The sequence below is a fragment of the Microbacterium sp. 22215 genome (assembly GCF_052045655.1).
GTDB classification, from domain to species: domain Bacteria; phylum Actinomycetota; class Actinomycetes; order Actinomycetales; family Microbacteriaceae; genus Microbacterium; species Microbacterium phyllosphaerae.
This window is the reverse complement of record NZ_JBQEPC010000001.1, coordinates 74,212-100,096: the sequence shown is the minus strand read 5'-3', so window position 1 is coordinate 100,096 and position 25,885 is coordinate 74,212. Positions and strand designations below refer to the sequence as shown.

At 68.6% G+C, this 25,885-nt stretch carries 25 protein-coding genes; 17 read left to right on the top strand and 8 right to left on the bottom strand.

Going from position 1 to position 25,885, the window contains the following annotated elements:
* The first annotated feature begins 8 nt into the window (after positions 1–8).
* Positions 9–662, top strand: coding sequence for a response regulator (locus ACTJKH_RS00545; RefSeq protein WP_245340835.1), 654 nt, complete (start codon positions 9–11; stop codon positions 660–662).
* Between the two features lie 204 nt (positions 663–866).
* Here the strand turns inward: ACTJKH_RS00545 and ACTJKH_RS00540 are convergent, their stop codons facing one another.
* The 3 genes from ACTJKH_RS00540 to ACTJKH_RS00530 form a co-directional block, all read right to left on the bottom strand.
* Positions 867–2,474, bottom strand: coding sequence for a DUF222 domain-containing protein (locus tag ACTJKH_RS00540; protein ID WP_440735360.1), 1,608 nt, complete (start codon positions 2,472–2,474; stop codon positions 867–869).
* Between the two features lie 510 nt (positions 2,475–2,984).
* Positions 2,985–3,380: a GNAT family N-acetyltransferase gene (locus tag ACTJKH_RS00535; RefSeq protein WP_440735734.1), complete on the bottom strand. Its 396-nt coding sequence runs from the start codon at positions 3,378–3,380 to the stop codon at positions 2,985–2,987.
* A 104-nt stretch (positions 3,381–3,484) separates the two neighbouring features.
* Positions 3,485–4,351 carry an EamA family transporter gene (locus ACTJKH_RS00530; RefSeq protein WP_440735359.1) on the bottom strand — a complete coding sequence of 289 codons (867 nt, stop codon included), beginning with the start codon at positions 4,349–4,351 and terminating at the stop codon, positions 3,485–3,487.
* A 256-nt stretch (positions 4,352–4,607) separates the two neighbouring features.
* Between ACTJKH_RS00530 and ACTJKH_RS00525 the strand changes: the two genes are divergently transcribed.
* Genes ACTJKH_RS00525 through ACTJKH_RS00515 form a run of 3 tightly spaced genes read left to right on the top strand, consistent with a single transcriptional unit; the run spans position 4,608 to position 7,953 of the window.
* Positions 4,608–5,891 carry a M18 family aminopeptidase gene (locus ACTJKH_RS00525; RefSeq protein WP_440735358.1) on the top strand — a complete coding sequence of 428 codons (1,284 nt, stop codon included), beginning with the start codon at positions 4,608–4,610 and terminating at the stop codon, positions 5,889–5,891.
* Positions 5,892–5,938: 47 nt separating this feature from the next.
* Positions 5,939–7,384: a purine-cytosine permease family protein gene (locus ACTJKH_RS00520; protein ID WP_440735357.1), complete on the top strand. Its 1,446-nt coding sequence runs from the start codon at positions 5,939–5,941 to the stop codon at positions 7,382–7,384.
* A complete protein-coding gene (locus ACTJKH_RS00515) occupies positions 7,381–7,953 on the top strand; it encodes a cysteine hydrolase family protein (protein WP_440735356.1) in 573 nt (190 codons plus the stop codon). The genes ACTJKH_RS00520 and ACTJKH_RS00515 overlap by 4 nt, the downstream gene beginning before the upstream one ends.
* A 128-nt stretch (positions 7,954–8,081) precedes the next feature.
* On the opposite strand, the gene ACTJKH_RS00510 is transcribed toward ACTJKH_RS00515, so the two are convergent.
* Both ACTJKH_RS00510 and ACTJKH_RS00505 read right to left on the bottom strand, forming a co-directional pair.
* Positions 8,082–9,455, bottom strand: a complete 1,374-nt coding sequence (locus ACTJKH_RS00510) for a pyridoxal phosphate-dependent decarboxylase family protein (protein WP_440735355.1) — start codon at positions 9,453–9,455, stop codon at positions 8,082–8,084.
* Between the two features lie 9 nt (positions 9,456–9,464).
* Positions 9,465–10,136 carry a TetR/AcrR family transcriptional regulator gene (locus tag ACTJKH_RS00505; protein ID WP_440735354.1) on the bottom strand — a complete coding sequence of 224 codons (672 nt, stop codon included), beginning with the start codon at positions 10,134–10,136 and terminating at the stop codon, positions 9,465–9,467.
* A gap of 92 nt (positions 10,137–10,228) precedes the next feature.
* Between ACTJKH_RS00505 and ACTJKH_RS00500 the strand changes: the two genes are divergently transcribed.
* The 8 genes from ACTJKH_RS00500 to ACTJKH_RS00465 are packed head-to-tail and all read left to right on the top strand — an operon-like array spanning position 10,229 to position 17,601.
* Complete coding sequence (locus ACTJKH_RS00500; protein ID WP_440735353.1) at positions 10,229–11,275, top strand: agmatine deiminase family protein; 1,047 nt, start codon at positions 10,229–10,231, stop codon at positions 11,273–11,275.
* Positions 11,272–12,987 (top strand): amidase, encoded by a 1,716-nt coding sequence (locus ACTJKH_RS00495; protein WP_440735352.1) that lies wholly within the window; start codon positions 11,272–11,274, stop codon positions 12,985–12,987. The genes ACTJKH_RS00500 and ACTJKH_RS00495 overlap by 4 nt, the downstream gene beginning before the upstream one ends.
* 30 nt (positions 12,988–13,017) lie before the next feature.
* The gene (locus tag ACTJKH_RS00490; RefSeq protein WP_440735351.1) at positions 13,018–13,230 is read left to right on the top strand and encodes a hypothetical protein; all 213 of its coding nucleotides are present in this window, start codon (positions 13,018–13,020) and stop codon (positions 13,228–13,230) included.
* Positions 13,231–13,235: 5 nt separating this feature from the next.
* Positions 13,236–13,439: a hypothetical protein gene (locus tag ACTJKH_RS00485; RefSeq protein WP_440735350.1), complete on the top strand. Its 204-nt coding sequence runs from the start codon at positions 13,236–13,238 to the stop codon at positions 13,437–13,439.
* Positions 13,440–13,493: 54 nt separating this feature from the next.
* Positions 13,494–14,348: a tryptophan 2,3-dioxygenase gene (locus ACTJKH_RS00480; RefSeq protein WP_056313088.1), complete on the top strand. Its 855-nt coding sequence runs from the start codon at positions 13,494–13,496 to the stop codon at positions 14,346–14,348.
* On the top strand, positions 14,348–15,508 hold the full coding sequence (locus tag ACTJKH_RS00475) for an amidohydrolase family protein (RefSeq protein WP_440735349.1): 1,161 nt from the start codon (positions 14,348–14,350) through the stop codon (positions 15,506–15,508). Before ACTJKH_RS00480 ends, ACTJKH_RS00475 begins: the two co-directional genes overlap by 1 nt.
* Before the next feature lies 1 nt (position 15,509).
* The gene (locus ACTJKH_RS00470) at positions 15,510–16,763 is read left to right on the top strand and encodes a kynureninase (RefSeq protein WP_440735348.1); all 1,254 of its coding nucleotides are present in this window, start codon (positions 15,510–15,512) and stop codon (positions 16,761–16,763) included.
* Positions 16,753–17,601, top strand: coding sequence for a PaaX family transcriptional regulator (locus ACTJKH_RS00465; protein WP_440735347.1), 849 nt, complete (start codon positions 16,753–16,755; stop codon positions 17,599–17,601). Before ACTJKH_RS00470 ends, ACTJKH_RS00465 begins: the two co-directional genes overlap by 11 nt.
* On the opposite strand, the gene ACTJKH_RS00460 is transcribed toward ACTJKH_RS00465, so the two are convergent.
* Positions 17,576–18,577, bottom strand: a complete 1,002-nt coding sequence (locus tag ACTJKH_RS00460; RefSeq protein ID WP_440735346.1) for a LacI family DNA-binding transcriptional regulator — start codon at positions 18,575–18,577, stop codon at positions 17,576–17,578. The genes ACTJKH_RS00465 and ACTJKH_RS00460 overlap by 26 nt on opposite strands.
* 165 nt (positions 18,578–18,742) lie before the next feature.
* Between ACTJKH_RS00460 and ACTJKH_RS00455 the strand changes: the two genes are divergently transcribed.
* From ACTJKH_RS00455 to ACTJKH_RS00440, 4 genes are read left to right on the top strand one after another with little or no spacing between them, the layout of a single operon-like run.
* A complete protein-coding gene (locus ACTJKH_RS00455; RefSeq protein ID WP_440735345.1) occupies positions 18,743–20,041 on the top strand; it encodes an extracellular solute-binding protein in 1,299 nt (432 codons plus the stop codon).
* Positions 20,022–21,011 carry a carbohydrate ABC transporter permease gene (locus ACTJKH_RS00450; RefSeq protein WP_440735344.1) on the top strand — a complete coding sequence of 330 codons (990 nt, stop codon included), beginning with the start codon at positions 20,022–20,024 and terminating at the stop codon, positions 21,009–21,011. Before ACTJKH_RS00455 ends, ACTJKH_RS00450 begins: the two co-directional genes overlap by 20 nt.
* The gene (locus ACTJKH_RS00445) at positions 21,008–21,898 is read left to right on the top strand and encodes a carbohydrate ABC transporter permease (protein ID WP_440735343.1); all 891 of its coding nucleotides are present in this window, start codon (positions 21,008–21,010) and stop codon (positions 21,896–21,898) included. The genes ACTJKH_RS00450 and ACTJKH_RS00445 overlap by 4 nt, the downstream gene beginning before the upstream one ends.
* A gap of 52 nt (positions 21,899–21,950) precedes the next feature.
* Positions 21,951–24,251 (top strand): beta-glucosidase family protein, encoded by a 2,301-nt coding sequence (locus ACTJKH_RS00440; protein ID WP_440735342.1) that lies wholly within the window; start codon positions 21,951–21,953, stop codon positions 24,249–24,251.
* A 6-nt stretch (positions 24,252–24,257) separates the two neighbouring features.
* Here ACTJKH_RS00440 and ACTJKH_RS00435 read toward each other — a convergent pair whose 3' ends face one another.
* Positions 24,258–24,743: an FBP domain-containing protein gene (locus ACTJKH_RS00435; RefSeq protein WP_440735341.1), complete on the bottom strand. Its 486-nt coding sequence runs from the start codon at positions 24,741–24,743 to the stop codon at positions 24,258–24,260.
* A gap of 312 nt (positions 24,744–25,055) precedes the next feature.
* Between ACTJKH_RS00435 and ACTJKH_RS00430 the strand changes: the two genes are divergently transcribed.
* Positions 25,056–25,403: a hypothetical protein gene (locus tag ACTJKH_RS00430; RefSeq protein WP_440735340.1), complete on the top strand. Its 348-nt coding sequence runs from the start codon at positions 25,056–25,058 to the stop codon at positions 25,401–25,403.
* Positions 25,404–25,454: 51 nt separating this feature from the next.
* Here ACTJKH_RS00430 and ACTJKH_RS00425 read toward each other — a convergent pair whose 3' ends face one another.
* A complete protein-coding gene (locus ACTJKH_RS00425; RefSeq protein WP_056313102.1) occupies positions 25,455–25,856 on the bottom strand; it encodes a hypothetical protein in 402 nt (133 codons plus the stop codon).
* Positions 25,857–25,885: the final 29 nt, after the last annotated feature.

The window sequence follows — 25,885 nt, the reverse complement described above, 5'->3', positions numbered from 1 at the left end:
CTTCCTGCATGTCCCAAATCCGCGTTGTGATCGTCGATGACGATCCCCTGGTGCGCTCCGCGCTCTCTCACTTCGTCTCGCGAGACCCCGAGATCACGGTGATCGCCGAAGCCGAGTCGGGGCTGGAGGGCATCGAGGTCGTCGAACGCGAGCGCCCTGACGTGGTCATGATGGACGTGCAGATGCCCGAGATGAACGGCATCGAGGCGACGGCCGTGATCAGCGAGCGCTGGCCCGAGATCAAGATCCTCGCGGTCACTACTCTCGACGGCAGTGACACCGTGCTTCCGATGCTCAGCGCCGGCGCGTCGGGCTACCTGCTGAAGGACTCGAGCGCAGCGAGCATCCTCGAGGGCGTCCGCGAGGTGTACAGCGGTGCGAGCTCGCTTTCGCCGCGGATCGCTTCGCTGCTGATCAAGCACGTGCGTGATACCGAACCTGTGGCGAGCGACGGCACTCTCGAGGTGCTCACCGATCGCGAGCAGGAAGTCTTGCAGCGTCTCGCACAGGGTATGTCGAATGCGGAGATCGCGCGGACACTCATCGTCTCGGAGGGGACGGTGAAGGCCCACCTGGGACGCATCATGTCGAAGTGGCATGTGCGCGACCGCGTGCAGATCCTCGTCACCGCAGCGCACGCCGGACTGGTCGAGTTCCGCTGAGCCGGTTGTCTCGCTGAGCCGGGTATCTCGCTGAGCCGGGTCTGCGGCTGAGCCTGTGCTGGGCGCGCGTAATCGTCTGACTATCGGTGCAGTTCATTCGCGGCAGGTCAGCCGGTGCAGTTTCAGCTTGCAGGCCAGTCGCTGCAGTTCGGTCAGTGCAGTTCATTCGCCGCAGTTCCGTCGCCGCAGGTCAGCTGGTGCAGTTCAGCCGGTGCGGGCAAGCGCCATCGAGCTGACGGGCTTCTTCGGGAGGCTGAGTCTCGGGGTGCGCCACCGCTGTTCGGGGTCCCACCATCGCGGCCCTCGCACCTGTGGGACGCCCTCGTTCATCCGGATCTCCCACCCCGATGTGCCGAGGGATCGGTGATGCCACCAGCACAACGGCACACCGTTATCCGTGTGGGTCGGACCACCCCGCGCGTGTTCGGTGACGTGATGGATCTCGCACCAGGACGCCGGAACATGACACCCGGGGATCAGACACTCCTTGTCGCGGGCGATGATCGCCCGGCGTTGATGCACCGTGAAGACGCGATCCGTGGTCGTGATCCCGATGATCCGCCCCTCATCCATCAGCACCCGCTGGATCGACCCCGCGCATCCGACCTGCGCGGCCACCGACACGGGGACATGCGCACCGGACCCGGGAATCGTCGCCCACCCGCCGTTGCCATGGCTGCGGCTCGTTCCGTAGGGATTGCCTCCGAAGGCGGCACCGGAGGCGGCACCGGCCACGCCGCCACCATGGGCGGCGAGGTCGTTCGCATCGACGTTCACGACAAGCACCGGTGACGACCCACCGAGAGTGGGCATGTCCTTGTGACGGGCAGCGATTCCGAACACCATCGCGAGAGCATCATGGCGTTTCTGCGCCGCAGTGCGATCATCGAGCACACAACGCGGGTCAGAGTTGAACGGATCGGAACCCTCGCCCTCGCGCTCGTCATCCACACCCGTATCCGCATCCGCACCTGTATCCGCATCCGCATCGAAGTTCTTACCCTCGTCGGCAGCGTCGCTCGGGGCGAAGTGCACGCCCGGTATCGGCGGGCCGTCGCCTTTCGGGTTGAGGATCGCGTCCAGGATGAGTTGCAGCTGTGCGGCCGCCTCCGGGGTCAGATACCCCCGGATCGCATGCAGGCCGTCTTTCAACCGACCGATCGTGATCCCCCGCCGCCGACGCGCGTCCTCATCCTTCGGCTCCTCCCCGTCGGGGTCGAACATCGACGCGAGATCCTCCGCGAGAGCCTTCAAGTCCTGCACCGTCGGCGCAGGACCCGACTCCCCCTCGTCTTCATCCGGATCAACATCGGCATCGGTATCGAGGCCGTGCCCCCGGGCGCACCCCGCCAACGCGACATCCGCCGCCAGGCGTTGATCGATCGTGAGTCGATCCCACACCCTCTCGATCGGCCCCGTCGCCGCCACAAACCCGGCCACACCGACCACCCCGTCCAGCAACGCGAGCCGCAACTCCGCCCACCGGGCCGGCATCCGCTCCCCCGACAGACTCACCGGACGCCGCACCAGATCGACGACCCTGTCGACCCGCGCCGCACCCCGCACATCCACCCGCAACATCCGCTGCACCAACTCGTTCATCCCCCGACACCCCGCCGCATGCGGGAAGTCGGCCGCATCACCCGTCGCGACGGTCTCCACGATCACCGCCTCGACCCGCCGGAACGCCGCCCCCGCACCCTGCAACACCCTGATCCGGTCCGCATCACTCAGCCCCGCGAGAGCGTCGTCGGACAGCACCATGTCGAGGTCGGCGATCACCCGATCCAGAAGCTCCACAGTGCTGTTCATGCCCGTAAGTCAACACGGGACCACCGACATTCGAGCCCCGAAACCACCCCGATTTACCCCAGATCAGAGCACGTATCCCAGCCTTCCGGAATGCTGCACCGTGGCAGGCATACCGGTGGGATGAAAGAGGAGAAGAGAAGACATGAGAACGGGAGATGAGAGGGGAGGAACAGAAGACACGAGCGGGAGAGGAGAGGAAAGGAGGAAAAGACACGAGTCGAGACGAGCCGAGATGAAAAGCAATGAGTCTCCCGGGAGAGGTGAGACAGGTGGATGGACCCGACCCAGGTGCCAACCGGCGGATGGCGTCGGTGAGCGAGAGCTGAGGTGGAACAGCGGGCAAGAACGGGCGGGCGGGACCAGAGGCGGAACAGGTTGATGCGACATGTGGCCAGCGCGGGTCAGACCCGGCCGGTGGCCGCGGGCGGGACCGGACGTGGGCCAGCTCGGGTGAGAAGTGGGGCGGGCGGGAGCTGCGCGCAGAAAAAAGATGCACGAGCGAGCGGACGATCAGGTCCGCGGCGATTCCGCCTTCATGAACACATCGACCTCGTCTTCGGTATCGAGGGCGAACCCGTGCCTCTCATACAGGCGCCGCGCGGGGCTCCCCTGCAGCACGTTGAGCCGAAACGGGCGCTCCTCGCCCCCGTCCGCGAGCAGCTCCGCGAGAACCGCAGAGCCGAGCCCTCGCCCCTGAACGGCCGGGTCAAGGTAGAAGTGCTCGATCCATACCCCGTCATTCGCGTGCCGGACCGCGACGAGACCGACGTCTTCTCCGTCGACGACGATCACACGCGTGTTCTCGGGAACGAACGCGTCGAGGAACCGCTGCCGCACGCGCACCGGATCGTATCGATCCAACCGCTCGAGATCAGGGCGCATGACGATCGCCCGCAGTTCCGCCATCCACGCGGCATCCGACGCACTGCTCGCTCGAAGACTCCATCCGACTGGCACGGCCTCAATCCAATCACCCCATCAACCGCACGACGAATGCTCACGCCATGTGCTCACAGCGCGAGCAACACGATGCCGACCGCGACCACCGCGGAGGCGGCGATCCGCCATCCCGGCCGACTCTCCTTCAGCGCGAAGACGCCGAACAGCGAGACCAGCACGACGCTGACCTCGCGCAGCGGCGCGACGAGGGCGACGGGGGCGATCTGGATGGCCGTGAGCACGAGGATGTACGACAGCGGCGACAGGATGCTGAATGCCACGATCCGGCGCCACTGCGTGCGTCCGAGAGTGCGTACGGCCGCCCATCGACCTCGCACGCCGATCGAGTAGAACGGGATCTCGAGCAGCATCGTGCCGACCATGAACGCGACGGGCGACAGGTTCCAGGTGCGCACGGCGTTCGCGTCCCAGATCGTGTAGATCGCGATCGCCACGCCGGTGAGCAGGCCGAACAGAAGCCCCGGATCGATGCCCCGTCGCGAGCCCGAGGAGCGGCGTCGGTCGACGACGCCGATCGCGACGACTCCGAGGATGATCGCGCCGACGCCGACCAGCGCGAGAGCTGACGGACGCTCCCCCAGCAGCACGACGGCGATGATGACCGACAGGAAGGGTCCGGTTCCCCTCGCCGTCGCGTAGACGGTCGAGAGGTTACCCTCCCGGTATCCGCGCTGAAGCACCGCCATGTAGACCACGTGCAGCACTGCAGAGACGCCGACCCCCAGCAGGAATCCCTGCACGTCGCCGGTGCCGAGTCCCCCGGTGACCGGGATGACTCCGATCCACACGGCCGTGCCGCCGACAGCACCCCACCACAGGAACGGCATCCCTGCCCTGCTCACGCCATGGGCGATGACATTCCACGCGGCGTGGGTGATCGCGGCGGCGAAGACGAGAGCGAAGGCGAGAGCGGACATGCGAGACCCTTCCGTCCGTCGCGAGGCGCGACGAACAGGGTCCTCCGGGCTTTTGTCCTGTCAGATGACGGCGCCCCTGCGGAGAGGCGCCGTGGCGCCGCTCGGACCAGACGGGACGAACCCCGGAACCCTAGGCGCTATCGAGAGCGACAGTACCCGGAGACGGTGACCAGCAGGTGAACAGAAGACCCCGTCACGGAGGATGCGTACCCGCGCGCCGATTACGATCGAAGGACCCCCTTCAGGAAGGTCGCTCATGCCCGTCACCCCGGATGCACTCGCCCACGCCGAGGACCTCGCCGACTTCGTCGCCGCCTCGCCCTCGAGCTATCACGCCGCCGCCGAGGTGGCCAGGCGGCTGGAGGATGCCGGATTCGAGCCGCTCGCCGAGGAGGACGCGTGGGACGTGACTCCCGGAGGACGCTACCTCGTCGTCCGCGACGGGGCCGCCATCGCGTGGACCGTTCCGGCGGATGCGACGGCCGTGACCCCCGCGCATGTGCTCGGCGCCCACACCGACTCCCCCGGGTTCAAGCTCAAGCCTCAGCCGACCACCGGGTCGAAGGGCTGGCTGCAGGTGGCCGTCGAGGTCTACGGCGGCCCGCTCCTCAACTCCTGGCTCGACCGGGAACTGCGCCTCGCCGGACGCCTCGCCCTCGCCGACGGCCGCGTCGTGCTCGCCGACACCGGTGCACTGCTGCGCCTTCCCCAGCTCGCCGTGCACCTCGACCGTGAGGCGAACAGCGGACTCGCGCTCGACAAGCAGTTCCAGACGCAGCCCGTCTGGGGGCTCGGCGACCCGACCCAGGAGGACATCCTCGCGGAGCTCGCGGACTCGGCCGGCGTCTCGTCATCCGACATCCGCGGCTACGACGTCGTGATCGCCGACTCGGCGCGCGGCGCGGTGTTCGGCAAGGACGACGCGTTCTTCGCCTCCGGCCGTCTCGACGACCTCGCCTCCGTGCACGCGGGAATCGTGGCGCTGGAGGCTCTCGGCACGCCCGCGACCGGTCCCATCGCGGTCCTCGCCGCCTTCGACCACGAGGAGCTCGGCTCGAACTCGCGGTCCGGCGCTGCGGGTCCTTTCCTCGAAGACATCCTCGGCCGCGTGTATGACGCCCTCGGCGCCGACTCGTCCGAGCGTCGTCGCGCCTTCGCCGCCTCGTGGTGCCTGTCGAGCGACGTCGGCCACTCCGTGCACCCGAACTACGTGCACAAGCACGACCCGGTGGTGCAGCCCGTGCTCGGCTCGGGACCGATCCTCAAGCTCAACGCCAACCAGCGCTACGCGACGGATGCCGTCGGCTCCGCCGCCTGGCGCGACTGGTGCGAGGCGGCCGACGTCGTCACGCAGGAGTTCGTGTCGAACAACAATGTGCGGTGCGGGTCGACGATCGGCCCGATCACGGCGACGCGCCTCGGCATCCGCACGGTCGACGTCGGCATCCCGATCCTGTCGATGCACTCGGCGCGCGAGCTCGCCGGGGTCTCGGATCTGCACGACCTCGCCCGCGTGGCGGGAGCATTCTTCGCCGGCTGAGCCACCGGAGCGCCCCCGCAGCGCTCCTGCAGTGCCAGGATGATGGCATGACGGACATCAAGCCTGCTCTCATCGAGCGCGCGGGCATCGAGATCATCCCCGAATCCGAGCGCACGGCGAAGCCGCGCGACCTGTTCTGGCCGTGGTTCGCGGCGAACGTGTCGGTGTTCGGCATGTCGTACGGATCGTTCGTGCTCGGCTTCGGCATCTCGTTCTGGCAGGCGACGATCGTGTCGATCATCGGCATCGTCGTGTCGTTCCTGCTGTGCGGGCTGATCGCGATCGCCGGCAAGCGAGGATCCGCGCCGACCATGGTGCTCTCCCGCGCCGCCTTCGGCGTGCAGGGTCAGAAGGTGCCCGGCATCGTCTCCTGGCTGACCTCGATCGGCTGGGAGACGTTCCTCGCGATCATGGCGGTGCTCGCCACAGCCACCGTCATCACCCAGCTCGGCGGCGACGGCGACAGCATCGCGCTGAAGATCATCGCCACCCTGATCGTCGCCGCCCTCATCGTGACGGCCTCCGTGCTCGGCTATCACACGATCATGAAGCTGCAGTCGGTGCTCACCTGGGTGACCGGCGCCGTAACCATCCTCTACATCATCCTCGCGGCCCCGAGCATCGACATCGCCGCCGTGATGGCCCGGCCGGACGGCGGCACCGGACAGGTCATCGGCGCGCTCGTGATGGTGATGACGGGCTTCGGCCTCGGCTGGATCAACATCGCTGCGGACTGGTCTCGGTACCAGAAGCGCACCGCATCCGACGGGGCGATCGTGCTGTGGAACACCGTCGGCGGCTCCGTCGCACCGGTGATCCTCGTGGTGTTCGGTCTGCTGCTCGCCGGCTCCGACGACGAACTCAGCACCGCGATCGCGGCCGACCCGATCGGTGCCCTCGCGACGATCCTGCCCCTCTGGGTCCTCGTGCCGTTCCTGCTCACCGCCGTGCTCGCCCTCGTCTCGGGCGCCGTGCTCGGCATCTACTCGTCCGGCCTCACACTGCTGAGCCTCGGCATCCGCATCCCCCGCCCGTCGGCCGCCGCGATCGACGGAGTGATCCTCACGATCGGCACGATCTACGTCGTGTTCTTCGCCACCGACTTCCTCGGCCCCTTCCAGAGCTTCCTCATCACGCTCGGCGTTCCGCTGGCGTCGTGGGCCGGCATCCTGATCGCCGACATCCTGCGCCGCCGGAAGGACTACGACGAGGAGGCCCTCTTCGACAGCCGCGGCCGCTACGGCGCCTGGGACTGGATCTCGATCGGCACCATGGTGGTCGCGAGCGTCATCGGCTGGGGCTTCGTACTCAACGGCTTCGCGGATGCCGCGCCCTGGAACAACTGGCAGGGCTACCTGCTCGGTCTCGTCGGCGGAGTCGACGGCGCCTGGGCGTACGCCAACCTCGGGGTGTTCTTCGCGCTGGTGCTGTCGTTCGTCGTGACGTGGTTCGCCCGCGCGGGCAAGATCCGTCGCCAGGAGCAGACGGCGTGAGACGTGGCCCTTCGGCGTCGGCGGCGGACTCCTGGCTCGTCGTCATCGACCCGCAGGCGATCTTCGCATCGCCCGACTCGGCGTGGGGATCGCCGTTCTTCGCCGATGTGGTTCCCCGCATCCGGGCGCTCGCCGACTCGTTCGGCGAGCGCGTGATCGTGACGCGGTGGATGCCGACCGCCGACCGCTCGACCTCCTGGGGTGAGTATTTCGCGGCCTGGCCGTTCGCCGACCAGCCCTCGAGTGACCCGCTCTTCGACCTCGTATCCGACGCGATCGGGCTGTCACCGCATCCGACGCTCGATCTGCCCACGTTCGGCAAGTGGGGCGGCGAGATCGAGGCGATCGTGGGTCGCGGGGCTCACGTCGTGCTCACCGGCGTCTCGACCGACTGCTGCGTCATCTCGACCGCGCTGGCCGCAGCGGATGCCGGAGCGCACGTCACGGTCGTCGCCGACGCGTGCGCCGGGTCTACGGCCGAGAACCACGCGGCCGCGATGCAGGTGATGGGGCTCTACCCGCCGCAGATCACGATCAGCGACACGGCCACGGTGCTGGCCGGGCGCTGACGCAGTTCCCCACCGCGCGTGGGGCCGCGCCCTGCGTCACGATCTGCGGAACATGGCCCGATCTGCGGACGAAGTGACCGGATCCGTCCGCGATACGTACGCGCGTCCGCACATCGGGCGCACGAGGCCTACTTCATCGTGTCGAGGATGCCGACGAGGTCGTCGAAGGTCGTGAGCGGGTTGAGGATCGCGAAGCGCGTGTTCGGACGCCCGCGATGCGAACTCGGCACGACGAACGCGCGCTGCGAGTCGAGGAGTTCGTCGGACCAGCGGTCGTAGTCCTCGCGCTCCCACCCTTCACGCTCGAACACGACGACCGAGAGCTGAGGATCACGCACCAGGCGCAGCTCGGGACGGGCGGCGATCTCGGCGGCGATCGTCTTCGTGAGAGTGAGCGTCGCGCTCACGGCCTCGCGATAGGCGGTCACGCCGTAGGTCGCCAACGAGAACCACAGCGGGAGCCCGCGAGGGCGCCGGGTCAGCTGGATCGAGTAGTCCGACGGGCTGAAGTCGCCCGCGTCGGTGAGGGTGTCGAGGTACTCGGCGTGCTGAGTGTGCGCGCGGCGTCCGGCGTCGGGGTCGCGGTAGATCAGGGCACAGCAGTCGAACGGCGCGAACAGCCACTTGTGCGGATCGACGATGACCGAGTCCGCGCGCTCGACGCCCGCGAAGATGCCTCGGGCCTCGGGGGCGAGCATCGCGGTGAGACCGTAGGCCCCGTCGATGTGCAGCCAGAAGTCGAACTCGTCCTTGAGCGCGGCGATGCCGGCGATGTCGTCGACGATGCCGAAGTTGGTCGAGCCTCCGGTGGCCACGACCGCGCAGATCTCGTCTCCGTGTTCGCGCAGCGCCTCGCGCACGGCATCCGCCCGCAGCACCCCGTCGTCGCCCGCGGGCACGAGCAGCACATCGGCATCCATGACCTTCGCCGCCGACTTGTTCGACGAGTGCGCCTCGACGCTGCAGACGATCTTCCATCGCGTCGGCAGCTCTTTGCCCGCCTCGAGAAGCTTCGCCTTCGCGGACTCGCGAGCCGCAACCAGAGCCGACAGGTTGCCGATCGTGCCGCCCTGCACGAACACCCCGCCCGCGGTGTCGGGGAGGCCGAACTCGGAGGCGAGGAACGAGAGGACCTCGTTCTCGGCGTGCACGGCTCCTGCCCCTTCGAGCCAGCTGCCGCCGTAGAGGCCGGATGCCGAGACCACGAGGTCGAACGCGATCGAGGCGATCGTCGGCGCAGTGGGGATGAACGACAGGTACGACGGGTGGCTCGTCGTCAGGCACGCGGGAGCGAGGATGTGCTCGAACACGCTCAGAGCGCGCTGCGAGCCGAGGCCCGCATCGGTGATCGTCGTGCCGACCAGCCGGTTGAGCTCGGCCGGGCTCTGCGGCTTGTCGAGCGGCACGTCGGCGGCGAGCATCCGTCGTCGCGAGTAGTCGAGCACCGCGTCGACGATCGCCGTCGATTCGGCCGAGGCGGCGTGCATGCGTTCTGCTCCCATGAGCTGTCCTTACCTGTGGGTTTCTGCGAGCTGTGAGGGGGTGACCGTTGCCGGAGCGACCGGCACGTCGAGCACGGCCGCGAGGGTGCGGCGGGCGAGGTCGGCCCGGTCGCGAGGGGCCCAGTGCACGAGCGAATGGGCACTCATGCCGTCGACCATGGCCAACAGCATCCACGCCGAGGATGCGGGGTCGATACGGGACGCAGGATCGACCGACAGCGCCGAGTCCTCGGCGATCGCCCGGGCGATGAGGTCTTCGAGCGCGCTGTGCCAAAGGTCCATCTCGGCCCGCACTCGCGCGCCGAGTGCCTCGTTCCGCGCACCGAGCGCCCACGACTGCACCCAGACCATCGCGACGTCGTCTCGCGAGTCGTCGAGCAGCGTCTCGATGAGGCGCAGGAGGTTCGCGCGCAGGTCGACGGCGGGGTCGTACGCGGCGATGACCTCGTCGCGCTCGGCCGCGACGATCGCCGTGAACACCTCGGCGACGAACGACTCCATCACGGGCCGGTAGTGCGCCACGAGGGCGGGCGTCACGCCGACGCGGGCGGCCACGGCACGAACCGTCAGTGCCTCGAGTCCGCTCTCGGAGGCCAGCGCGACGGCGCCGTCGAGGATCGAGCGCTCACGCTCCTCGGGCGGCAGCCGGCGGGGTGCGGCAGCTCTTGACGTCGTCTTCATCACGGGCTACCGTATCACTAGTTGGACACGTGTTCAATAGTGATCGCGACTCCTCATCCGCGAGGTCGCGATCAGCAGCGAGGGAGACAATCATGGCCTGGCACATGCCCGCCGAGACCGCACCGCACGACCGCACCTGGATGGCGTTCCCCGCCGAGGGGCCGACGCTCGGCGAGACCGCGGCCGAGCGCGAAGAGGGCTACGTCACCTGGACGGCCGTCGCCCACGCGGTCGCCGAGTTCGAGCCGGTCACGATGATCGTCGATCCGGCCGAGATCACCCGCGCCCGGCGGATGCTGGGCAGCGGCAGCGGCATCGACATCGTCGAGGCGCCCGTCGATGAATTCTGGATGCGCGACTCCGGCCCCACCTTCGTGATCGACGACCACCGCCCCGGCGTTCTCGGCGCCGTCGACTGGATCTTCAACGGCTGGGGCGCCCCTGCCTGGGCGCAGTGGCAGAAGGCGGCGCAGCATGCGCGAATCATCGCCGGCGCGGTCGGCGCCGAGCTCGTCAGCTCGACCCTCGTCAACGAGGGCGGCGGCATCCACGTCGACGGCGAGGGCACCGTGCTGCTCACCGACACCGTGCAGCTCGATCCCCGGCGCAACCCCTTCGCCGACAGGCAGCGCGTCGAGGCCGAGATGGCTCGCACGATCGGCGCGACCAAGGCCGTCTGGCTGCCCCGAGGACTCACCCGCGACTACGACGACTTCGGCACGAACGGGCACGTCGACATCGTCGCCACTCTCGTCTCTCCCGGCCGACTGCTGCTCCACGACCAGCAGAACCCCGACCATCCCGACCATGCCGTGACCCGCGAGCTGCGCGCTCACCTCGCACAGCAGACGGATGCCGCCGGCCGCCGCTTCGAGATCATCGACCTGCCCGCGCCCGCCACGCTGCGCGACGAGGAGGGCTTCGTCGACTGGAGCTATGTCAACCACCTGGTCACGAACGACGGCGTCGTCGCGTGCGGATTCGGTGACGAGCATGCCGACGCCACGGCCAGAGAGATCCTCGCCGACGCCTATCCGGGTCGACGCGTGGTCACGGTCGATGCCCGCCCGCTCTTCGACCGCGGCGGCGGCATCCACTGCATCACCCAGCAGCAGCCGAGCGTGGCGGTGCACTCATGATCGACGTCGTCGAGACCTCTATCGCCGACCTGCGGCGAGCGCTCGAAACCGGCGCAGCAACCGCGGTCGAACTCGTCGACGCGTACCTCGCGCGCATCGCCGCCTATGACAGCCCCGAGACCGAGACCGCGCTGAATGCGGTCGTGGTGTCGAACCCTGACGCCCGCGCGGAGGCAGAGTCATCGGATGCCCGACGCGCACGAGGCGAGACGCTCGGCCCGCTCGACGGCATCCCGTACACGGCGAAGGACAGCTACCTGGTGCGCGGACTCACCGCCGCCGCCGGAAGCCCCGCGTTCGCCGATCTGGTCGCACAGCGCGACGCGTTCACGATCGAGCGACTGCGCGCGGGCGGGGCGATCTGCCTGGGCCTCACCAACATGCCCCCGATGGCGAACGGCGGCATGCAGCGCGGTGTCTACGGCCGAGCCGAGAGTCCCTACAACGCCGGCTACCTCACCGCGCCCTTCGCCTCCGGATCGTCGAACGGCTCGGGCACCGCGACGGCGGCGAGCTTCGCGGCGTTCGGTCTGGGCGAGGAGACGTGGTCGAGCGGTCGCGGGCCCGCCACGAACAACGCGCTGTGCGCGTACACACCCTCACGCGGCGTGATCTCGACGCGCGGCAACTGGCCGCTCGTCCCGACCATGGACGTCGTCGTGCCGCACGCGCGCACCATGGCAGACCTGCTCGAGGTGCTCGACGTGATCGTCACCGATGACGCCGAGGTGCGTGGCGACTTCTGGCGCGCCCAGCCGTGGGTGACCCTGCCGTCGTCGTCCGAGGTGCGTCCGGAGTCCTATCCGGTACTGCTCGAAGACGCGGCGTCTGCACTCCGCGGCGCGCGCATCGGCATCCCCCGCATGTACATCAACGCGGATCCGGATGCCGGCACGGGTGACGAGCCGGGAATCGGCGGCCCCACGGGGCAGCGCATCGAGACCCGCTCGTCGGCGATCGAGCGCTGGGAGGCCGCACGCCGCGACCTCGAGGCCGCCGGCGCCACGGTGGTCGAAGTCGACTTCCCGGTGGTCTCGAACTACGAGGGCGACCGACCCGGTGCGCCCACGATCGCGACCCGCGGGCTTGTGTCTGCCGAGTACCTGCAGCGCGAGATCGTCGATCTGTCGGCGTGGGGCTGGGAGGACTTCCTGCAGGCGAACGGAGACCCCCAGCTGCACACGCTCGCGGAGGTCGACGGGGCGTCGATCTTCCCGCACCCCGAAGGGGCGCTCCCCGACCGCTATACCGGCTTCGACGACGACATCGCCGAGTACCCGGGCTGGGTGCGCGACAACCCGGGCGTCGGATTCCAAGACATGCCCGAGCTCCCCGACGGGCTTCGCGGACTCGAAGAGACACGTCGTATCGACCTCGAGTCGTGGATGGACGAGCACGAACTCGATGCCGTCGTCTTCCCGGCGGTCGCCGACGTGGGGCCCGCCGACATGGACGTGAACGTGGCGTCCGCTGATCTCGGCTGGCGCAACGGCACCTGGATCGCCAACGGCAACCTGACCGTGCGTCACCTGGGCATCCCGACCGTCACCGTGCCGATGGGCCTCATGGCAGACATCGGCATGCCGATCGGCCTGACGTTCGCCGGTCGCGCCTATGACGATTCCGCACTGCTGCGCCTCGCGGCCGGCTTCGAGGCGATCGGGGCACCGGGCGAGCGGCGCACCGCTCCCCCGCGCACGCCGAGGCTGTGATGGGGCGAGTCCCGGGTCTACTCTGAGGCCATGGACAACGGGGCGTTTCTGCTCGTCTTACTCCTGCCCTTCAGCCTGGGCCTGTTCCTCGCTGCGGTCGCGCTGCTGCATGGCGCGTCAGCGGGGATCAACTCCCTTGTCATGACCATGAGAGGTCGCATCATCGCCGCCCGCGCGTCTCGAAGAGCGCACGCCTACGTGCGGAAGCACCAACGCGACACCTCCCACCACGGGCTGATCTGACGCTCATGGACAGTGGAGCGGTCCCCTTCGCGCTGTTCGCGGTGCCGTTCTGGGCAGGTGTCATCGGCGCCTGCATCCTCCTCGTGCTCCTGATCCCGATCGGGATCAATGTCGCCATCCGGATCGCCATCGACGGCATCCTCGCTGCCAGACGTCGTGCCCGCGAGCGAGTCGAAGAAGACTCTCCGCAAGACATTTCACTATTGTGACGCTCGGCACGATCGTTATATGTTCTTCCTGTCCCCCACGACAGGAAGCGACCCATGAGCACCGAGAACAACGAGCGCGAGCTCGAGGCCGGCATCGTCACCGATCTGTCCGGACGCATGACCTACGGGTCGTATCTGTCGCTCGACCAGCTGCTCACCGCGCAGAACCCGGTCAGCGTTCCCGAGCACCACGATGAGCTGTTGTTCATCATCCAGCACCAGACCACCGAGCTCTGGCTCAAGCAGCTGCTGCACGAGCTGTCCTCCGCCCGCGAGCTGCTCGCGAGCGACGACCTTCGCGAGGCGCTGAAGCGCGTCGCGCGGGTCAAGCGCATCCAGGATGTGATGACCCAGCAGTGGGCGATCCTCGCCACGCTCACCCCCACCGAGTACGCCCAGTTCCGCGGCGCGCTCGGCAACTCCTCGGGTTTCCAGTCGGTGCAGTATCGCGCTGTCGAGTTCGCGCTCGGCAACAAGAACGAGAAGATGCTGAGCGTCTTCAGCGATCACCCCGCCAACCTCGCGCTGCTCACCGCTGAGTGGCACAAGCCCACGCTCTACGACGAGTTCCTGCGTTACGCGTCTCGCCGCGGCCTGCCGATCCCTGCCGAGATCCTCGACCGCGACGTGCGCCTCCCCTATCGCGAGACCCCCGAGCTGGTGCCCGCGATCCGCGAGATCTACCAGAACCACCAGCAGCACTGGGACCTCTACGAGGCGTGCGAAGACCTCGTCGACCTCGAGGACAACTTCCAGTTCTGGCGCTTCCGCCACCTGAAGACCGTCGCCCGCACGATCGGCATGAAGGTCGGCACCGGCGGCTCGAGCGGAGTCGGATTCCTGCAGCGCGCACTCGACCTGACGTTCTTCCCCGAGCTGTACACCGTGCGCACCGAGATCGGCGGCTGATGCACGCCGCGACGTTCTTCGACGGAGAGGGATGGCGCGACGGGATCGTCGAGCTGCGTGACGGACAGATGCTGTTGCGCGAGGAGTCCCCCGCGCACGATCTGCCCCGCCTCGACGGCGTGATCGTCGGCGGGTTCACCGACCACCACGTGCATCTGCAGCTCGTCGACCACGCTCTGCTGCACGGCTCGACACTCGGTCGCGTCGTCGATCTCGGCGCGAACCCGGCGGTCATCGCCACGATCGCCGCCCGCGCACTCCCCGCAGCGCCGATCCATGGAGACCAAAACGCACCCGACCTTCCGGGCGGGGTCAGAAACGCACCCGAATCGAGGGTTCACGGTGCGTTTTCGACCCCGCAGAGCGAGCGAGGTGAGGTGAGCGGTGCGTTTTCGACCCCGCAGAGCGAGCGAGGTGAGGTGAGCGGTGCGTTTTCGACCCCGCACGCGGTCACCGTCGAGTTCGCCGGCGCGTTCCTCACCCCGGTCGGCGGTTACCCCAGCGACCGCAGCTGGGCACCCGCCGGCTCCGTCCGCGAGATCGCCGACGCCGCCTCAGCCAGTACTGCCGTCGCCGAGATGGCGGATGCCGGAGCATCCTCCATCAAGGTCGCCAGCAACAGCGCCGCCGGCCCCGTCTTCTCCGACGACCTGTTCCGCGCGATCGTCGCCGCCGCCGCCGAGCGCGGACTTCCGGTCGTCGCACATGCCGAAGGCCCCGGCGAAGCGCAGCGCACGCCACGACTCGGCGCCGCATTCCTCGCGCACGCGCCCTTCACCGAGCGCCTCGACGACGCAGACATCGCCGCACAGGCAGTCTCCGTCTCGTGGATCTCGACGCTGTCGGTCCACGACGGCGACGCCCAGAAGACAGCTGTCGACAACGTCCGCCGCTTCCACGCGGCGGGTGGCACGGTGCTCTACGGCACCGACATGGGCAACGGTCCCACCCCGGTCGGCGTGAGCACGGCAGAGCTCACCGCGCTGCGAGCCGCCGGCGTCACCGGCACCGACCTGTTGCGCGCGCTCGCACCGCAGGATCCGCTCGATCCCGCATCCCTGCTCCTCCTCCTTCCCGACACCGGCACCCCCGCCGACACCGGCCACGACACCGCCCCCTCTCTCGCCCGCCCGCTGACCAGCGCTGATCTGAAGGCATGACATGACCGACACTCGAGACTCCACCCGCATCGATGACGCTCTGCTCGAGGCAGCGCGCTCGCTCGACGCCGCCGACCCGCTGCACGCCCACCTCGCCGCGTTCGCTGACGCACCGGGTGTCGGCGCCTACCTCGACGGCAACTCGCTCGGCCGTCCGCTGCGCGACACCCCCGAGAAGCTCGCCGCGTTCGTCCGCGACGACTGGGGAACCCGGCTGATCCGCTCGTGGGACGAGCAGTGGATGGCGCTCCCGATGGAGCTCGGAGACCGCATCGGCAGCCTCACCCTCGGCGCCGCCGCCGGTCAGACCGTCGTCGCCGATTCGACGAGCGTGCTGATCTACAAGCTGATGCGCGCCGCCGCGACCGCCGATCCGACGCGCACCGAGCTCGTGATCGAGGCGGGCAACTTTCCGACCGATCGGTTCATGGCCGAGGGCGTCGCCGCAGAGACGGGCATGACCGTGCGCTGGATCGAACCCGACCCCGTACTCGGCGTGCGGATCGCCGATGTGGTCACCGTGATCTCCGACAAGACCGCGCTCGTCTCACTGAGCCACGTCGACTACCGCTCAGGGGCCCTGGCCGACATGCCGGGGATCACGGATGCCGTGCACGAGGTCGGCGCTCTCATGATGTGGGACCTCTGCCATTCGGCCGGGATCATCCCGATGCAGCTCGACGCCTGGGGTGTCGACATGGCGGTCGGTTGCACCTACAAGTACCTCAACGGCGGACCGGGCTCCCCCGCGTTCGCGTATCTGCGACGCGAACTCCAGGGAGTGCTGCGCCAGCCGATCCAGGGCTGGTGGAGCGCCGCCGACATCTTCGCGATGGGTCCGGAATACGTTCCCGCCGGCGACATCCGCCAGCTCCTCAGCGGCACCCCGCCCATCACCTCGATGGTCGCGATGCAGGGGATGCTCGACCTGATCGAGCAGGCCTCGATCGAGGCCGTCCGTGCGAAGGCCGTCTCCCTCACCGACTTCGCCGTCCGCACCTACGACGAGCTCCTCGCGCCTCTCGACGTGCGCCTGCTCAGCCCGCGCGACGCCGAGCTGCGCGGAGGCCACGTCACGATCGGACACCCCGATTTCCGCGCCGTGACGCAGCGCCTGTGGGCCGACGGGATCATCCCGGACTTCCGCTTCCCCGATGGCATCCGCCTGGGTCTCTCACCGCTGAGCACGTCGCACGTCGAGACGCTCACCGGCGTGCTCGCAGTGCGCGATGCGCTGGAGTCGCATGACCACTGAGCCCACCGGGGAGGTCGTGAAGGGCCCCGTGCTCGACGACATCGATGCGCGGCCCGGCAGCACGGCCTCGCTTCTCCGCACGATCGTCGGACTCTATCTGCGCCCGATCGGCGGCTGGATCTCGGCCGCCGATCTCGTGTCGCTCGCGGGTGACCTCGACATTCCGACGGCGCAGGCGCGCACGGGCATCACCCGTCTCAAGCAGAAGGGTCTGCTGCTCGCCGAGCGCGGGCACGCCGTCGGCTACCGGCTGAACCCTGATGCCGTCACCATGCTGGAACGTGGCGATCGCCGCATCTTCGAGATGAGGGAGATGACGGATGCCGACAGCTGGTGCCTCATCTCGTTCTCGATCCCCGAGAGCGCGCGCAGCATCCGCCATCAGCTGCGCCGCCGTCTGCAGTGGATCGGTGCGGGAGTCGTGTCGCCCGCACTGTGGATCTGCCCCGGTCATCTGCAGGACGAGGTCCTCGAGATCGTCGCGGAGCTCGACGCGCGCGCCTGGGTGACGCTGTTCCAAGCAGGCGCACCGACGACGCCGCGCACGCTGCCCGAGGCCGCCGCCGAATGGTGGGACCTCGACACGCTGCGCGCCGAGCACCTCGCCTTCCAGCAGTCCCTGACGACGCTTCCCGCCGAACCGTTCGCCGCCTACGTGCAGCTCATCGACAGATGGCGGGTGCTGCCGTACGTCGACCCTGGCCTGCCCCCGTCGATGCTCCCGGCCGACTGGCCGGGGCGTCGCAGCGTCGCCGAGTTCACGCGGCTGTCGACGGACCTGGCGGATGCCGCGTGGCAGCATGCGCGGGAGGTCACCGCGGCGGTGCGGCCGTCGTAGCCCTCACGACCAGTCGCGTGGGCAGGATCACGTTCATCTCGTCGATCTCGCCGCCCGAGAGCAGCGTGAACACCATGTCGGCCGCCACCGCGCCCAACCTCCGCATCGGCTGCTGGATCGTGGTGAGCGGCAGAGCCCGCCTGGTCGCCTCTGGCACATCGTCGAATCCCACCACCGAGAGGTCCGCGGGCACGCGCAGGCCCAGCTGATGGGCCACGTCGATGACCGCGATCGCCGAGAGGTCGTTCGCGGCGAACACCGCCGTGGGGCGGGAGTCTCCGCTGAGCATCACCCGCGCGGACTCGCGCGTCGCCTCGAGCTCGTAGCGGCCGATGCCGATCAACGACGGGTCGAGCGGGATGCCCGCATCGGCGAGCGCACGTCGATACCCGGCGTCACGCAGGCCCGCCGATCGCAGATCGGGCCGTCCGGCGAGGAACCCGATCCGCCGGTGGCCGAGTTCGATCAGATGCCTGGTGGCGGCGAGCGCGCCTCCGAAGCTGTCGGATTCGACGGTGGGCAGGTCTGCCCGGCCGGTGTGCGGATCGACGGCGACGACGGGGATCTCGGTGCCGGCGTTCACGACGGTCGGTGTCACCATGATCGCGGCGTCGATCAGTGTGCCGGAGAGCCTGCTGAGCGACCGCCGCTCCCATCCGTCGCTCGCGCCGTGGTGCGAACCCGCGTAGGCGAGCAGGTCGAAGCCCGTGTCGTGCATGGCCGCACCGACGCCCTTGAGGATCTCCGCGCTGAACGGCTCGAAGTCGGCCAGGAGCACGCCGATGACCCCGGTGCGTCGCGCTCTCATGCTGCTCGCGACGAGGCTCGACTCGTACCCGAGCTCCTTCACGGTGTCGAGCACACGCCGCACCGTGGCATCCGCGATCCCGTATCGTCCGTTGACCGCCTTCGAGACGGTCGACACCGAGACTCCGGCCGCCTTCGCGACGTCGTGGATCGTGGTCCGAGCCCCCATGAGACGCCAGCGTAGCCCCGCTCGCAGTCCCGCGGAAACTGTTTTCGAAAACGTTTGACGATCGTCGCTGCCGACTGAAGACTGCATCCCACTGCGGTCTCACCCGAGCTGCCGCAGGCGACCGCAGCGACGCGGTGCGCACATCTCGATGAGGAGAACGATCACATGAACAGCAGAAGGCTCCCCCTCGCCGCAGCGGTGTCGGTGCTGGCCGTCGGAGCGCTCACGCTCGCGGGCTGCACCGGCGACACGAACGGCGGTGGCGGTGGTGACGGCACCACCACCATGACGCTCTGGCACAACTCGACGACCGGCCCCGGAGTGGAGTTCTGGGAGAAGACGGTCGCCGACTTCGAGGCGGACAACGAGGGCGTCACGATCGAGATCCAGTCGATCCAGAACGAAGACCTCGACGGCAAGCTGCAGACCGCACTCAACTCCGGCGACGCACCCGACATCTTCCTGCAGCGAGGCGGCGGCAAGATGGCCGCGATGGTCAAGGCCGGCCAGCTGAAAGACCTCACCGACTCGATCGCCGGTGGAGCGAAGGACGAGATCCCGGATGCCGCGTACTCGGCCAGCAGCCTCGACGGCAAGGTCTACGCCATGCCCGTGGCCGTGCTGCCGGGAGGTCTCTTCTACAGCCAGGATCTGTTCGACGAGGCGGGCATCACCGAGAACCCGACGACCCTCGACGAACTCGAGGCCGCGACCGAGTCGCTGAAGTCCGCGGGCATCGACCCCATCGCCCTCGGCGCGAAGGATGCCTGGCCCGCCGCGCACTGGTACTACTGGCTTGCTCTGCGCGAGTGCAGCTCGGACACGCTCGCCACGGCCGCGGACGAGATGGACTTCAGCGACGACTGCTGGGTGCGCGCGGGTGAGGATCTGCAGGCGTTCGCCGAGACGGAGCCGTTCAACTCCGGCTTCCTGACGACCCCGGCCCAGCAGGGCGCCGGCAGCTCGGCCGGTCTGATCGCCAACCACAAGGCCGCGATGGAGCTGATGGGCGCGTGGAACCCCGGTGTCATCGGCTCGCTCACCCCCGACCAGAAGCCGCTGGCCGACCTCAGCTGGTTCCCGTTCCCCGAGGTCGACGGCGGCGACGGCGAACCCGGGTCCATGATGGGCGGCGTCGACGGCTACTCGTGCTCGGTCGATGCGCCCGACGCCTGCGTCGACTTCCTGAACTACCTCGGCACGTCCGCGGTGCAGACCGAGTACTACAAGGCGTTCAACGCCCCGCCGGTGAACACCGTCGCGCAGGAGGCCGTCACGGAGCCGTACCTGCAGGACATCCTCGCCGCGTATAACGACGCACCGTACGCGACCCAGTGGCTCGACACCGTCTACGGGCAGAACGTCGGCAACGCTCTCAACGTCGCGGTCGTCGACCTGCTCGCCGGCAACAGCTCTGCGAAGGATCTCGTCAAGGCTGTGCAGGATGCCGCAGCGAAAGCGTGAGAAGGGCGCCCGGCTGGAAGTGATCCTTCTGGCCGGGCCCGCCCTGCTCGTCTTCCTCGCCTTCGTCATCTTCCCGGTGCTGATGGCGGCGTACTACGGCTTCTTCAGCTGGCAGGGGTACGGCCCTCCCACCGACTTCGTCGGACTGAAGAACTACCTGACGATCCTTCAGGACCCCCTGTTCCACGACGCGCTCGCGCACAACGGCTTCATCCTGGTCTTCTCCCTCGTGCTGCAGGGACCGATCGCCGTCCTGTTGGCTCTGCTGCTGAACAGGAGGATGCGGGGTCAGTCGCTCATCCGGGTGCTGATCTTCGTCCCCTATGTGATCTCCGAGGTCGTCGTGGGCACCGGGTGGAGTCTGATGCTCCAGACCAACGGCGCACTCAACGCGATGCTCACGAACATGGGGCTGGGATTCCTCGCGACCGACTGGCTGTCGGATCCGGGCATCGCGATCTGGACCCTGATGGCGATCATCACGTGGAAGTACATCGGCTTCGCCGTCATCCTCTTCCTCGCGGGCCTGCAGGGCATCCCCGAGGAGCTGCACGAGGCGGCGGCGATCGACGGCGCGTCGTACTGGCAGATCCAGTGGCGCATCACGCTGCCCCTGCTCGCACCGACGCTGCGCATCTGGGCATTCCTGTCGATCATCGGCTCGCTGCAGCTGTTCGATCTCGTCTACATCATCTGGGGTCAGTACATCGCGTCGACCGCGGGCACCTCGACCATGGCGACGTACATGGTCTCGGAGGGGCGAAACGCCGGCAACTACGGCTACGGAAACGCGGTCGCCGTCGTGCTCTTCCTGATCTCGCTCGTGGTCGCGCTGATCTACCAGCGCGCCGTGCTGCGCCGAGACACCGACGGCGCGCTCACCGGTGCCCCGTCATCACGCAAGAGGTCACGGCATCCGGTCGACCCGCAGCCGACCGCACCCGAACTCGAGAAGGAGCTGGTCCGATGACCGCCACCTCGGTACTCGTCACGCAGCGGCCCGGCCGCTCCGGCCGCTCGGGCCGCGCCGCGAAGGCTCGGCTGCCGTGGGCCAACCCCGCCGTGTACTTCGTCGCACTGATCGCCGTCGGCCTGATGCTGGCACCGATCGCGTACATCATCACCGGCGGATTCCGCACGAACGCCCAGATCACGACCGATCCGGCGGGGCTCCCCCAGCCGTGGGTGGCGTCGAACTATCTCGACGTGCTCACCGGCGACGTGTTCTGGCGTCTGGTGGGCAATTCGACGATCGTCGCCCTCGCGACGACCGTCGGCACCGTCACCCTCGGGCTCATGGCCGCGTACGTGCTGGCCCGTTACCGGTTCGCCGGACGCGGGGTGCTCTACGCGTTCTTCGCCGCCGGACTGATGTTCCCGCTGACCGTCGCGATCACCCCGCTCTACATCGTGGTGCGCAGCCTCGGACTCATGAACTCGCTCGGCGGCGTCATCCTGCCGCAGATCGCGTTCGCCCTGCCGACGACGATCATCATCCTCGTGCCGTTCCTGCGGGCGATCCCCGACGAGATCCAGGAGGCCTCGTTCATCGACGGATGCAGTCGCCTCGGATTCTTCTGGCGGATGGTGCTGCCGCTCTCCCTGCCGGGCGTCATCACGACCGGCATCCTGGCCTTCATCGGCAGTTGGAACGGCTATCTGCTGCCGCTGTTCATCCTCAACGACCAGGCGGCGTTCACCCTGCCGCTCGGGGTGCAGTCGTTCGCCTCGCAGTACTCCGTCGACACGGCGAAGGTGCTGGCCTTCACCTCGCTGTCGATGATCCCCGCGCTGATCTTCTTCAGCCTGTTCGAGAGGCGCATCGTCGGAGGGCTCACCGGTGCTGTCAAGGGCTGAGCCGGTCGCACCCGCGACGCCCCCGGCCGAAGAGATCGAGAAGGAGAACACGATGCCGCAGTCCCCCGGCTCCCCCACCCGCTCGCCCCGCGTCGAGGCGCTCCTCGCCCGGATGACCCTCGAAGAGAAGCAGGCACAGCTCGTCGGCTACTGGATCGACCAGGGCGTCGAGGTCGTCGCGCCGATGTCAGGAGAGAAGAAGAGCTCCACGCGCTACGAGGATGCGTCGGCGAACGGCATCGGCCACCTCACCCGCGTCTACGGCACCAGACCCGTCGACCCGGTCGAGCGGGCGGCGTGGCTGTGGGCCGAGCAGCGCCGACTGCAGCAGCAGACACGACTGGGCATCCCGGCGATCGTGCACGAGGAGTGCCTGACCGGTCTCGCCGCGTGGAAGGCCGCGACCTTCCCGACCCCCCTCGCCTGGGGCGCCTCGTTCGACCCCGCGCTGGTCGAGGAGGTCGGGGCGGCGGTCGGTTCGTCGATGCGGGCTCTCGGCATCCATCAGGGGCTCGCACCCGTGCTCGACGTCATCCGCGATCCCCGGTGGGGGCGGGTCGACGAGTGCATCGCCGAGGACCCGCTGGTGGTCGGGCGCGTCGGCACCGCCTACGTGCGCGGGCTGCAGTCCGAGGGAGTGCACGCGACGCTGAAGCACTTCGTCGGATACTCCGCGTCCAGAGCCGGCCGCAACCATGCGCCCGTAAGTGCCGGGTCACGCGAGATCGAGGACGTGCTGCTGCCGCCGTTCGAGATGGCGGTGCGCGAGGGCGGCGCACGCAGCGTGATGAACTCCTACTCAGACATCGACGGTGTGCCGCTCGCCGCGGACCCGCGCTATCTCACCGGCATCCTGCGCGAACGCTGGGGTTTCGACGGCGTCGTCGTCTCGGACTACTTCTCGGTCGACTTCCTGCACAGCATGCAGCGGGTCGCCGCGGACTCCGCGGATGCCGCACGCCTCGCGATCACGGCGGGGATCGATGTGGAACTGCCCTCCCCCGATGCGTTCGAGACGCTCGCAGAGCAGGTGCGCGACGGACGTCTGGCTCCCGAGATTCTGGATCAGGCGGTTCGCCGTGTGCTCGCGCAGAAGGAGGCGCTCGGCCTGCTGGATGCCGACTTCGACACGCCGCCGACCGCGATCGACCTCGACCCCGCCGAGCACCGCGCGCTCGCCCGACAGCTCGCTGAGGAGTCCGTCGTGCTGCTGAGCAACGACGGAGCGCTTCCGCTCGACCCGGCCACCGCGTCGCGCATCGCGGTGATCGGCCCCAACGCCGACAGCGCGGAGGCGTTGATGGGCTGCTACTCGTTCGTCAACCACGTGCTCGCCACTCACCCGGGAACCCCCGCGGGAATCGAGCTGCCCACCGTCGTCGACGCACTGCGCGCCGAGTTCCCCCGCGCCGAGTTCACGAGCACGACCGGGTGCGACGTCGAGGGCGCCGACCGCTCACGCCTCCCCGTCGCGGTCGAGGCGGCGACGCAGGCGGATGTCGCGATCGTCGTCGTGGGCGACCGTGCCGGTCTGTTCGGACGAGGCACGGTCGGCGAGGGCAACGACGTGGAAGACCTGGAGCTCCCCGGCATCCAGCGCGAGCTCGTCGAGGCGGTCGTCGCGACCGGCACCCCGGTGATCCTGATCACGATGACGGGGCGCCCCTATGTGCTCGACTGGGCGCTGCCACCGCGCGCAGGTGCGGCAGGCACGACGACCGGGTTGGGAGTGGTGGATGCCGCCGGCACCGCGACTCCATCTCCCGCCGCCCTCCCCGCAGCCGTGCTGCAGACGTTCTTTCCGGGAGAGGAGGGCGCGCCCGCCCTCGCCGGGTTGCTGAGCGGGCGCGTCGCGCCGTCCGGACGCCTCCCGGTGTCACTGCCGCGGTCGGCCGGTGCGCAGCCGTACTCGTACCTGCACCCGGTGCTCGGCGGGCGCACCGATGTGACGAGTGCCGATCCGACCCCGACTCGGCCGTTCGGATTCGGCCTCAGCTACACGACGTTCACGCACGACGATCTCGCGGTGCCCGCGACCGTCGCGGCGGGAGAGACCTTCCGGGCGACCGTGCGGGTGCGCAACACCGGCAGCGTCGAGGCGACCGATGTCGTGCAGCTCTACGCCAACGACGAGGTCGCGAGCGTGACCCGCCCGGTCGCCCAGCTGGTGGACTTCCGACGCGTCACGCTCGCCCCGGGCGCCGAGACCGTGGTCGAGTTCGACGTGCCGATCGATCGGCTCGCCTTCACCGGCCTCGACGGCGTGAAACGCGTCGAGGCCGGGACGATCCGCCTCTGGGTCGGCGGGTCCTGCGACGACGAGGAGACGGTCACTCGGCTCGAGATCGTGTGAGGCGGATCAGCCCTTCACCGCGGCGACGAACGCGGCGACGTGCTCCTGCAGCCTGACGATCCGCATCTCCCGCGCGAGCTCGCGGTCGTACCCGTCGTAGGCGAGGGGCGGCAGCACCCGCACGTTCTTCGAGCATCCGAACTCCGTGCACACGAGAGTGCCGATGGTGTCGCCCTTGCGGCCGGCAGGACCCGCCTTGCGGGCGACGTACAGCTGCACGTCGTTGCGCAGCGTCACGTCCTCGCACCATGAGCACTGGGCCCTGGCGATGACGCGCTGCTCGGCGCGCTGCAGGATCACGCCGGTGACCACGTCGTCGATCCACGCGACGACGTACGAGCGACGAGGGAGCTTGGGGTCGACCCAGCCCAGGTAGTCGAGCCTGTCGAACTCGATCTCGGCGAAGCCGGGCGGCAGGGTGAGGTCGGAGACCTCCTTGCGGGAGGCGTTGAGGAAGGAGGCGCGCAGGGTGCGCTCGTCGATGGGACGCATGAGAGAGGTGCTTTCGTGAAGGCCGCGGATCGCGACAGAAGGAGAAGAGAGGGAGCATCCGGACCGGATGCCGGGTACGACGTGGCCCCGGGGACGGGATGTTCCGCCTCCGGCCGATCGTCAGCCTCTGCCTGCGGCGCGGAAAGCGCCTGCGGCTCCGTTCTGCGCTCGATCCGGCATCCGGAGAGCGCTCATCGACAACAGCACCCGGCGAGTCTACGCCCGTTTGTTTCACACCGTGTCGGCCCGGGTTCCCTCGCCACTGGTGCCGACCTACTCTTGCCGGAACGTCCACTCACGAAGGAGACCACCGTGTCCACGCCGCTGAACCACCTTTCGCCCCTCTCGGTGCGTGAGCGTTCTGCGTGCATGTGCCGGCACGGGTTCGCCTGCTCGTCGTTCGCGGCGGGTCACGCCCTGCACCTGATCCAGGCGCGCATCGCCTCGGCGACTCCGTCGGAGTGGATCGACGCGATCGTCGAGCACGCAGACGCGACGACGGGCGACCTGGTCGTGCGCACCCTCGACGGATCTGCCCACGTGCTGTGGAACGGCGCAGGCGCAGCGCTCGAGGCGCCGGCGGGCACGCCGATCGCCCTGCATGTGCGCTACGGCGTGCTGGCCGTGGGCCGCACGCAGTTCAACGTCGCGCTCTCCTGATCGCGTGTCGTCTCGTCGCTGCGCTCCTCGCTCAACGACCCGGGCAGCTGCTCAGGCAGCCGCCATCATCATGTTCTTGACGGCCATGCACGCGTCCATGCAGGCCTGGCACGCCTGAGCGCACATCTTGCAGACCTCGCTGCTGTCGGCGTGCTGCATGCACTCGTCCATGCACGTCTGGCACATCGCGATGCAGGCATCGAGCATCGCCATCATCGACGCGGGTGTCATGCCCTGCATCCGCATCATCGAGCGCATCATGGTGTTGCACATGTCGGCGCAGTTCATGCACGCCGGCGAGCAGTCCATCATCTGGGTCGAGCACACGGTGCATGCCTGCTCGCAGGCCGAACACGCGTCCATGCACGCCTGCATGACGGACATGTCCATCATCGCCATGTCGGGCATCGACATCATGTTCGAGCGCATCGCGCCCATCATCATCGAATCCATCTCGTACCGCCTCCGTCGTCGGCCGCAGC

What these genes read in the sequence shown, in the direction of transcription:
- ACTJKH_RS00470 (WP_440735348.1), top strand. Translation starts at nt 15,510, where the DNA reads ATGACCGACACTCGAGACTCCACCCGCATCGATGACGCTCTGCTCGAG.
- ACTJKH_RS00435 (WP_440735341.1), bottom strand. Translation starts at nt 24,743, where the DNA reads ATGCGTCCCATCGACGAGCGCACCCTGCGCGCCTCCTTCCTCAACGCC.
- ACTJKH_RS00545 (WP_245340835.1), top strand. Translation starts at nt 9, where the DNA reads ATGTCCCAAATCCGCGTTGTGATCGTCGATGACGATCCCCTGGTGCGC.
- ACTJKH_RS00475 (WP_440735349.1), top strand. Translation starts at nt 14,348, where the DNA reads ATGCACGCCGCGACGTTCTTCGACGGAGAGGGATGGCGCGACGGGATC.
- ACTJKH_RS00505 (WP_440735354.1), bottom strand. Translation starts at nt 10,136, where the DNA reads ATGAAGACGACGTCAAGAGCTGCCGCACCCCGCCGGCTGCCGCCCGAG.
- ACTJKH_RS00460 (WP_440735346.1), bottom strand. Translation starts at nt 18,577, where the DNA reads ATGGGGGCTCGGACCACGATCCACGACGTCGCGAAGGCGGCCGGAGTC.
- ACTJKH_RS00465 (WP_440735347.1), top strand. Translation starts at nt 16,753, where the DNA reads ATGACCACTGAGCCCACCGGGGAGGTCGTGAAGGGCCCCGTGCTCGAC.
- ACTJKH_RS00440 (WP_440735342.1), top strand. Translation starts at nt 21,951, where the DNA reads ATGCCGCAGTCCCCCGGCTCCCCCACCCGCTCGCCCCGCGTCGAGGCG.
- ACTJKH_RS00510 (WP_440735355.1), bottom strand. Translation starts at nt 9,455, where the DNA reads ATGGGAGCAGAACGCATGCACGCCGCCTCGGCCGAATCGACGGCGATC.
- ACTJKH_RS00520 (WP_440735357.1), top strand. Translation starts at nt 5,939, where the DNA reads ATGACGGACATCAAGCCTGCTCTCATCGAGCGCGCGGGCATCGAGATC.
- ACTJKH_RS00485 (WP_440735350.1), top strand. Translation starts at nt 13,236, where the DNA reads ATGGACAGTGGAGCGGTCCCCTTCGCGCTGTTCGCGGTGCCGTTCTGG.
- ACTJKH_RS00535 (WP_440735734.1), bottom strand. Translation starts at nt 3,380, where the DNA reads ATGGCGGAACTGCGGGCGATCGTCATGCGCCCTGATCTCGAGCGGTTG.
- ACTJKH_RS00425 (WP_056313102.1), bottom strand. Translation starts at nt 25,856, where the DNA reads ATGGATTCGATGATGATGGGCGCGATGCGCTCGAACATGATGTCGATG.
- ACTJKH_RS00455 (WP_440735345.1), top strand. Translation starts at nt 18,743, where the DNA reads ATGAACAGCAGAAGGCTCCCCCTCGCCGCAGCGGTGTCGGTGCTGGCC.
- ACTJKH_RS00540 (WP_440735360.1), bottom strand. Translation starts at nt 2,474, where the DNA reads ATGAACAGCACTGTGGAGCTTCTGGATCGGGTGATCGCCGACCTCGAC.
- ACTJKH_RS00445 (WP_440735343.1), top strand. Translation starts at nt 21,008, where the DNA reads ATGACCGCCACCTCGGTACTCGTCACGCAGCGGCCCGGCCGCTCCGGC.
- ACTJKH_RS00525 (WP_440735358.1), top strand. Translation starts at nt 4,608, where the DNA reads ATGCCCGTCACCCCGGATGCACTCGCCCACGCCGAGGACCTCGCCGAC.
- ACTJKH_RS00480 (WP_056313088.1), top strand. Translation starts at nt 13,494, where the DNA reads ATGAGCACCGAGAACAACGAGCGCGAGCTCGAGGCCGGCATCGTCACC.
- ACTJKH_RS00530 (WP_440735359.1), bottom strand. Translation starts at nt 4,351, where the DNA reads ATGTCCGCTCTCGCCTTCGCTCTCGTCTTCGCCGCCGCGATCACCCAC.
- ACTJKH_RS00490 (WP_440735351.1), top strand. Translation starts at nt 13,018, where the DNA reads ATGGACAACGGGGCGTTTCTGCTCGTCTTACTCCTGCCCTTCAGCCTG.
- ACTJKH_RS00450 (WP_440735344.1), top strand. Translation starts at nt 20,022, where the DNA reads ATGCCGCAGCGAAAGCGTGAGAAGGGCGCCCGGCTGGAAGTGATCCTT.
- ACTJKH_RS00495 (WP_440735352.1), top strand. Translation starts at nt 11,272, where the DNA reads ATGATCGACGTCGTCGAGACCTCTATCGCCGACCTGCGGCGAGCGCTC.
- ACTJKH_RS00500 (WP_440735353.1), top strand. Translation starts at nt 10,229, where the DNA reads ATGGCCTGGCACATGCCCGCCGAGACCGCACCGCACGACCGCACCTGG.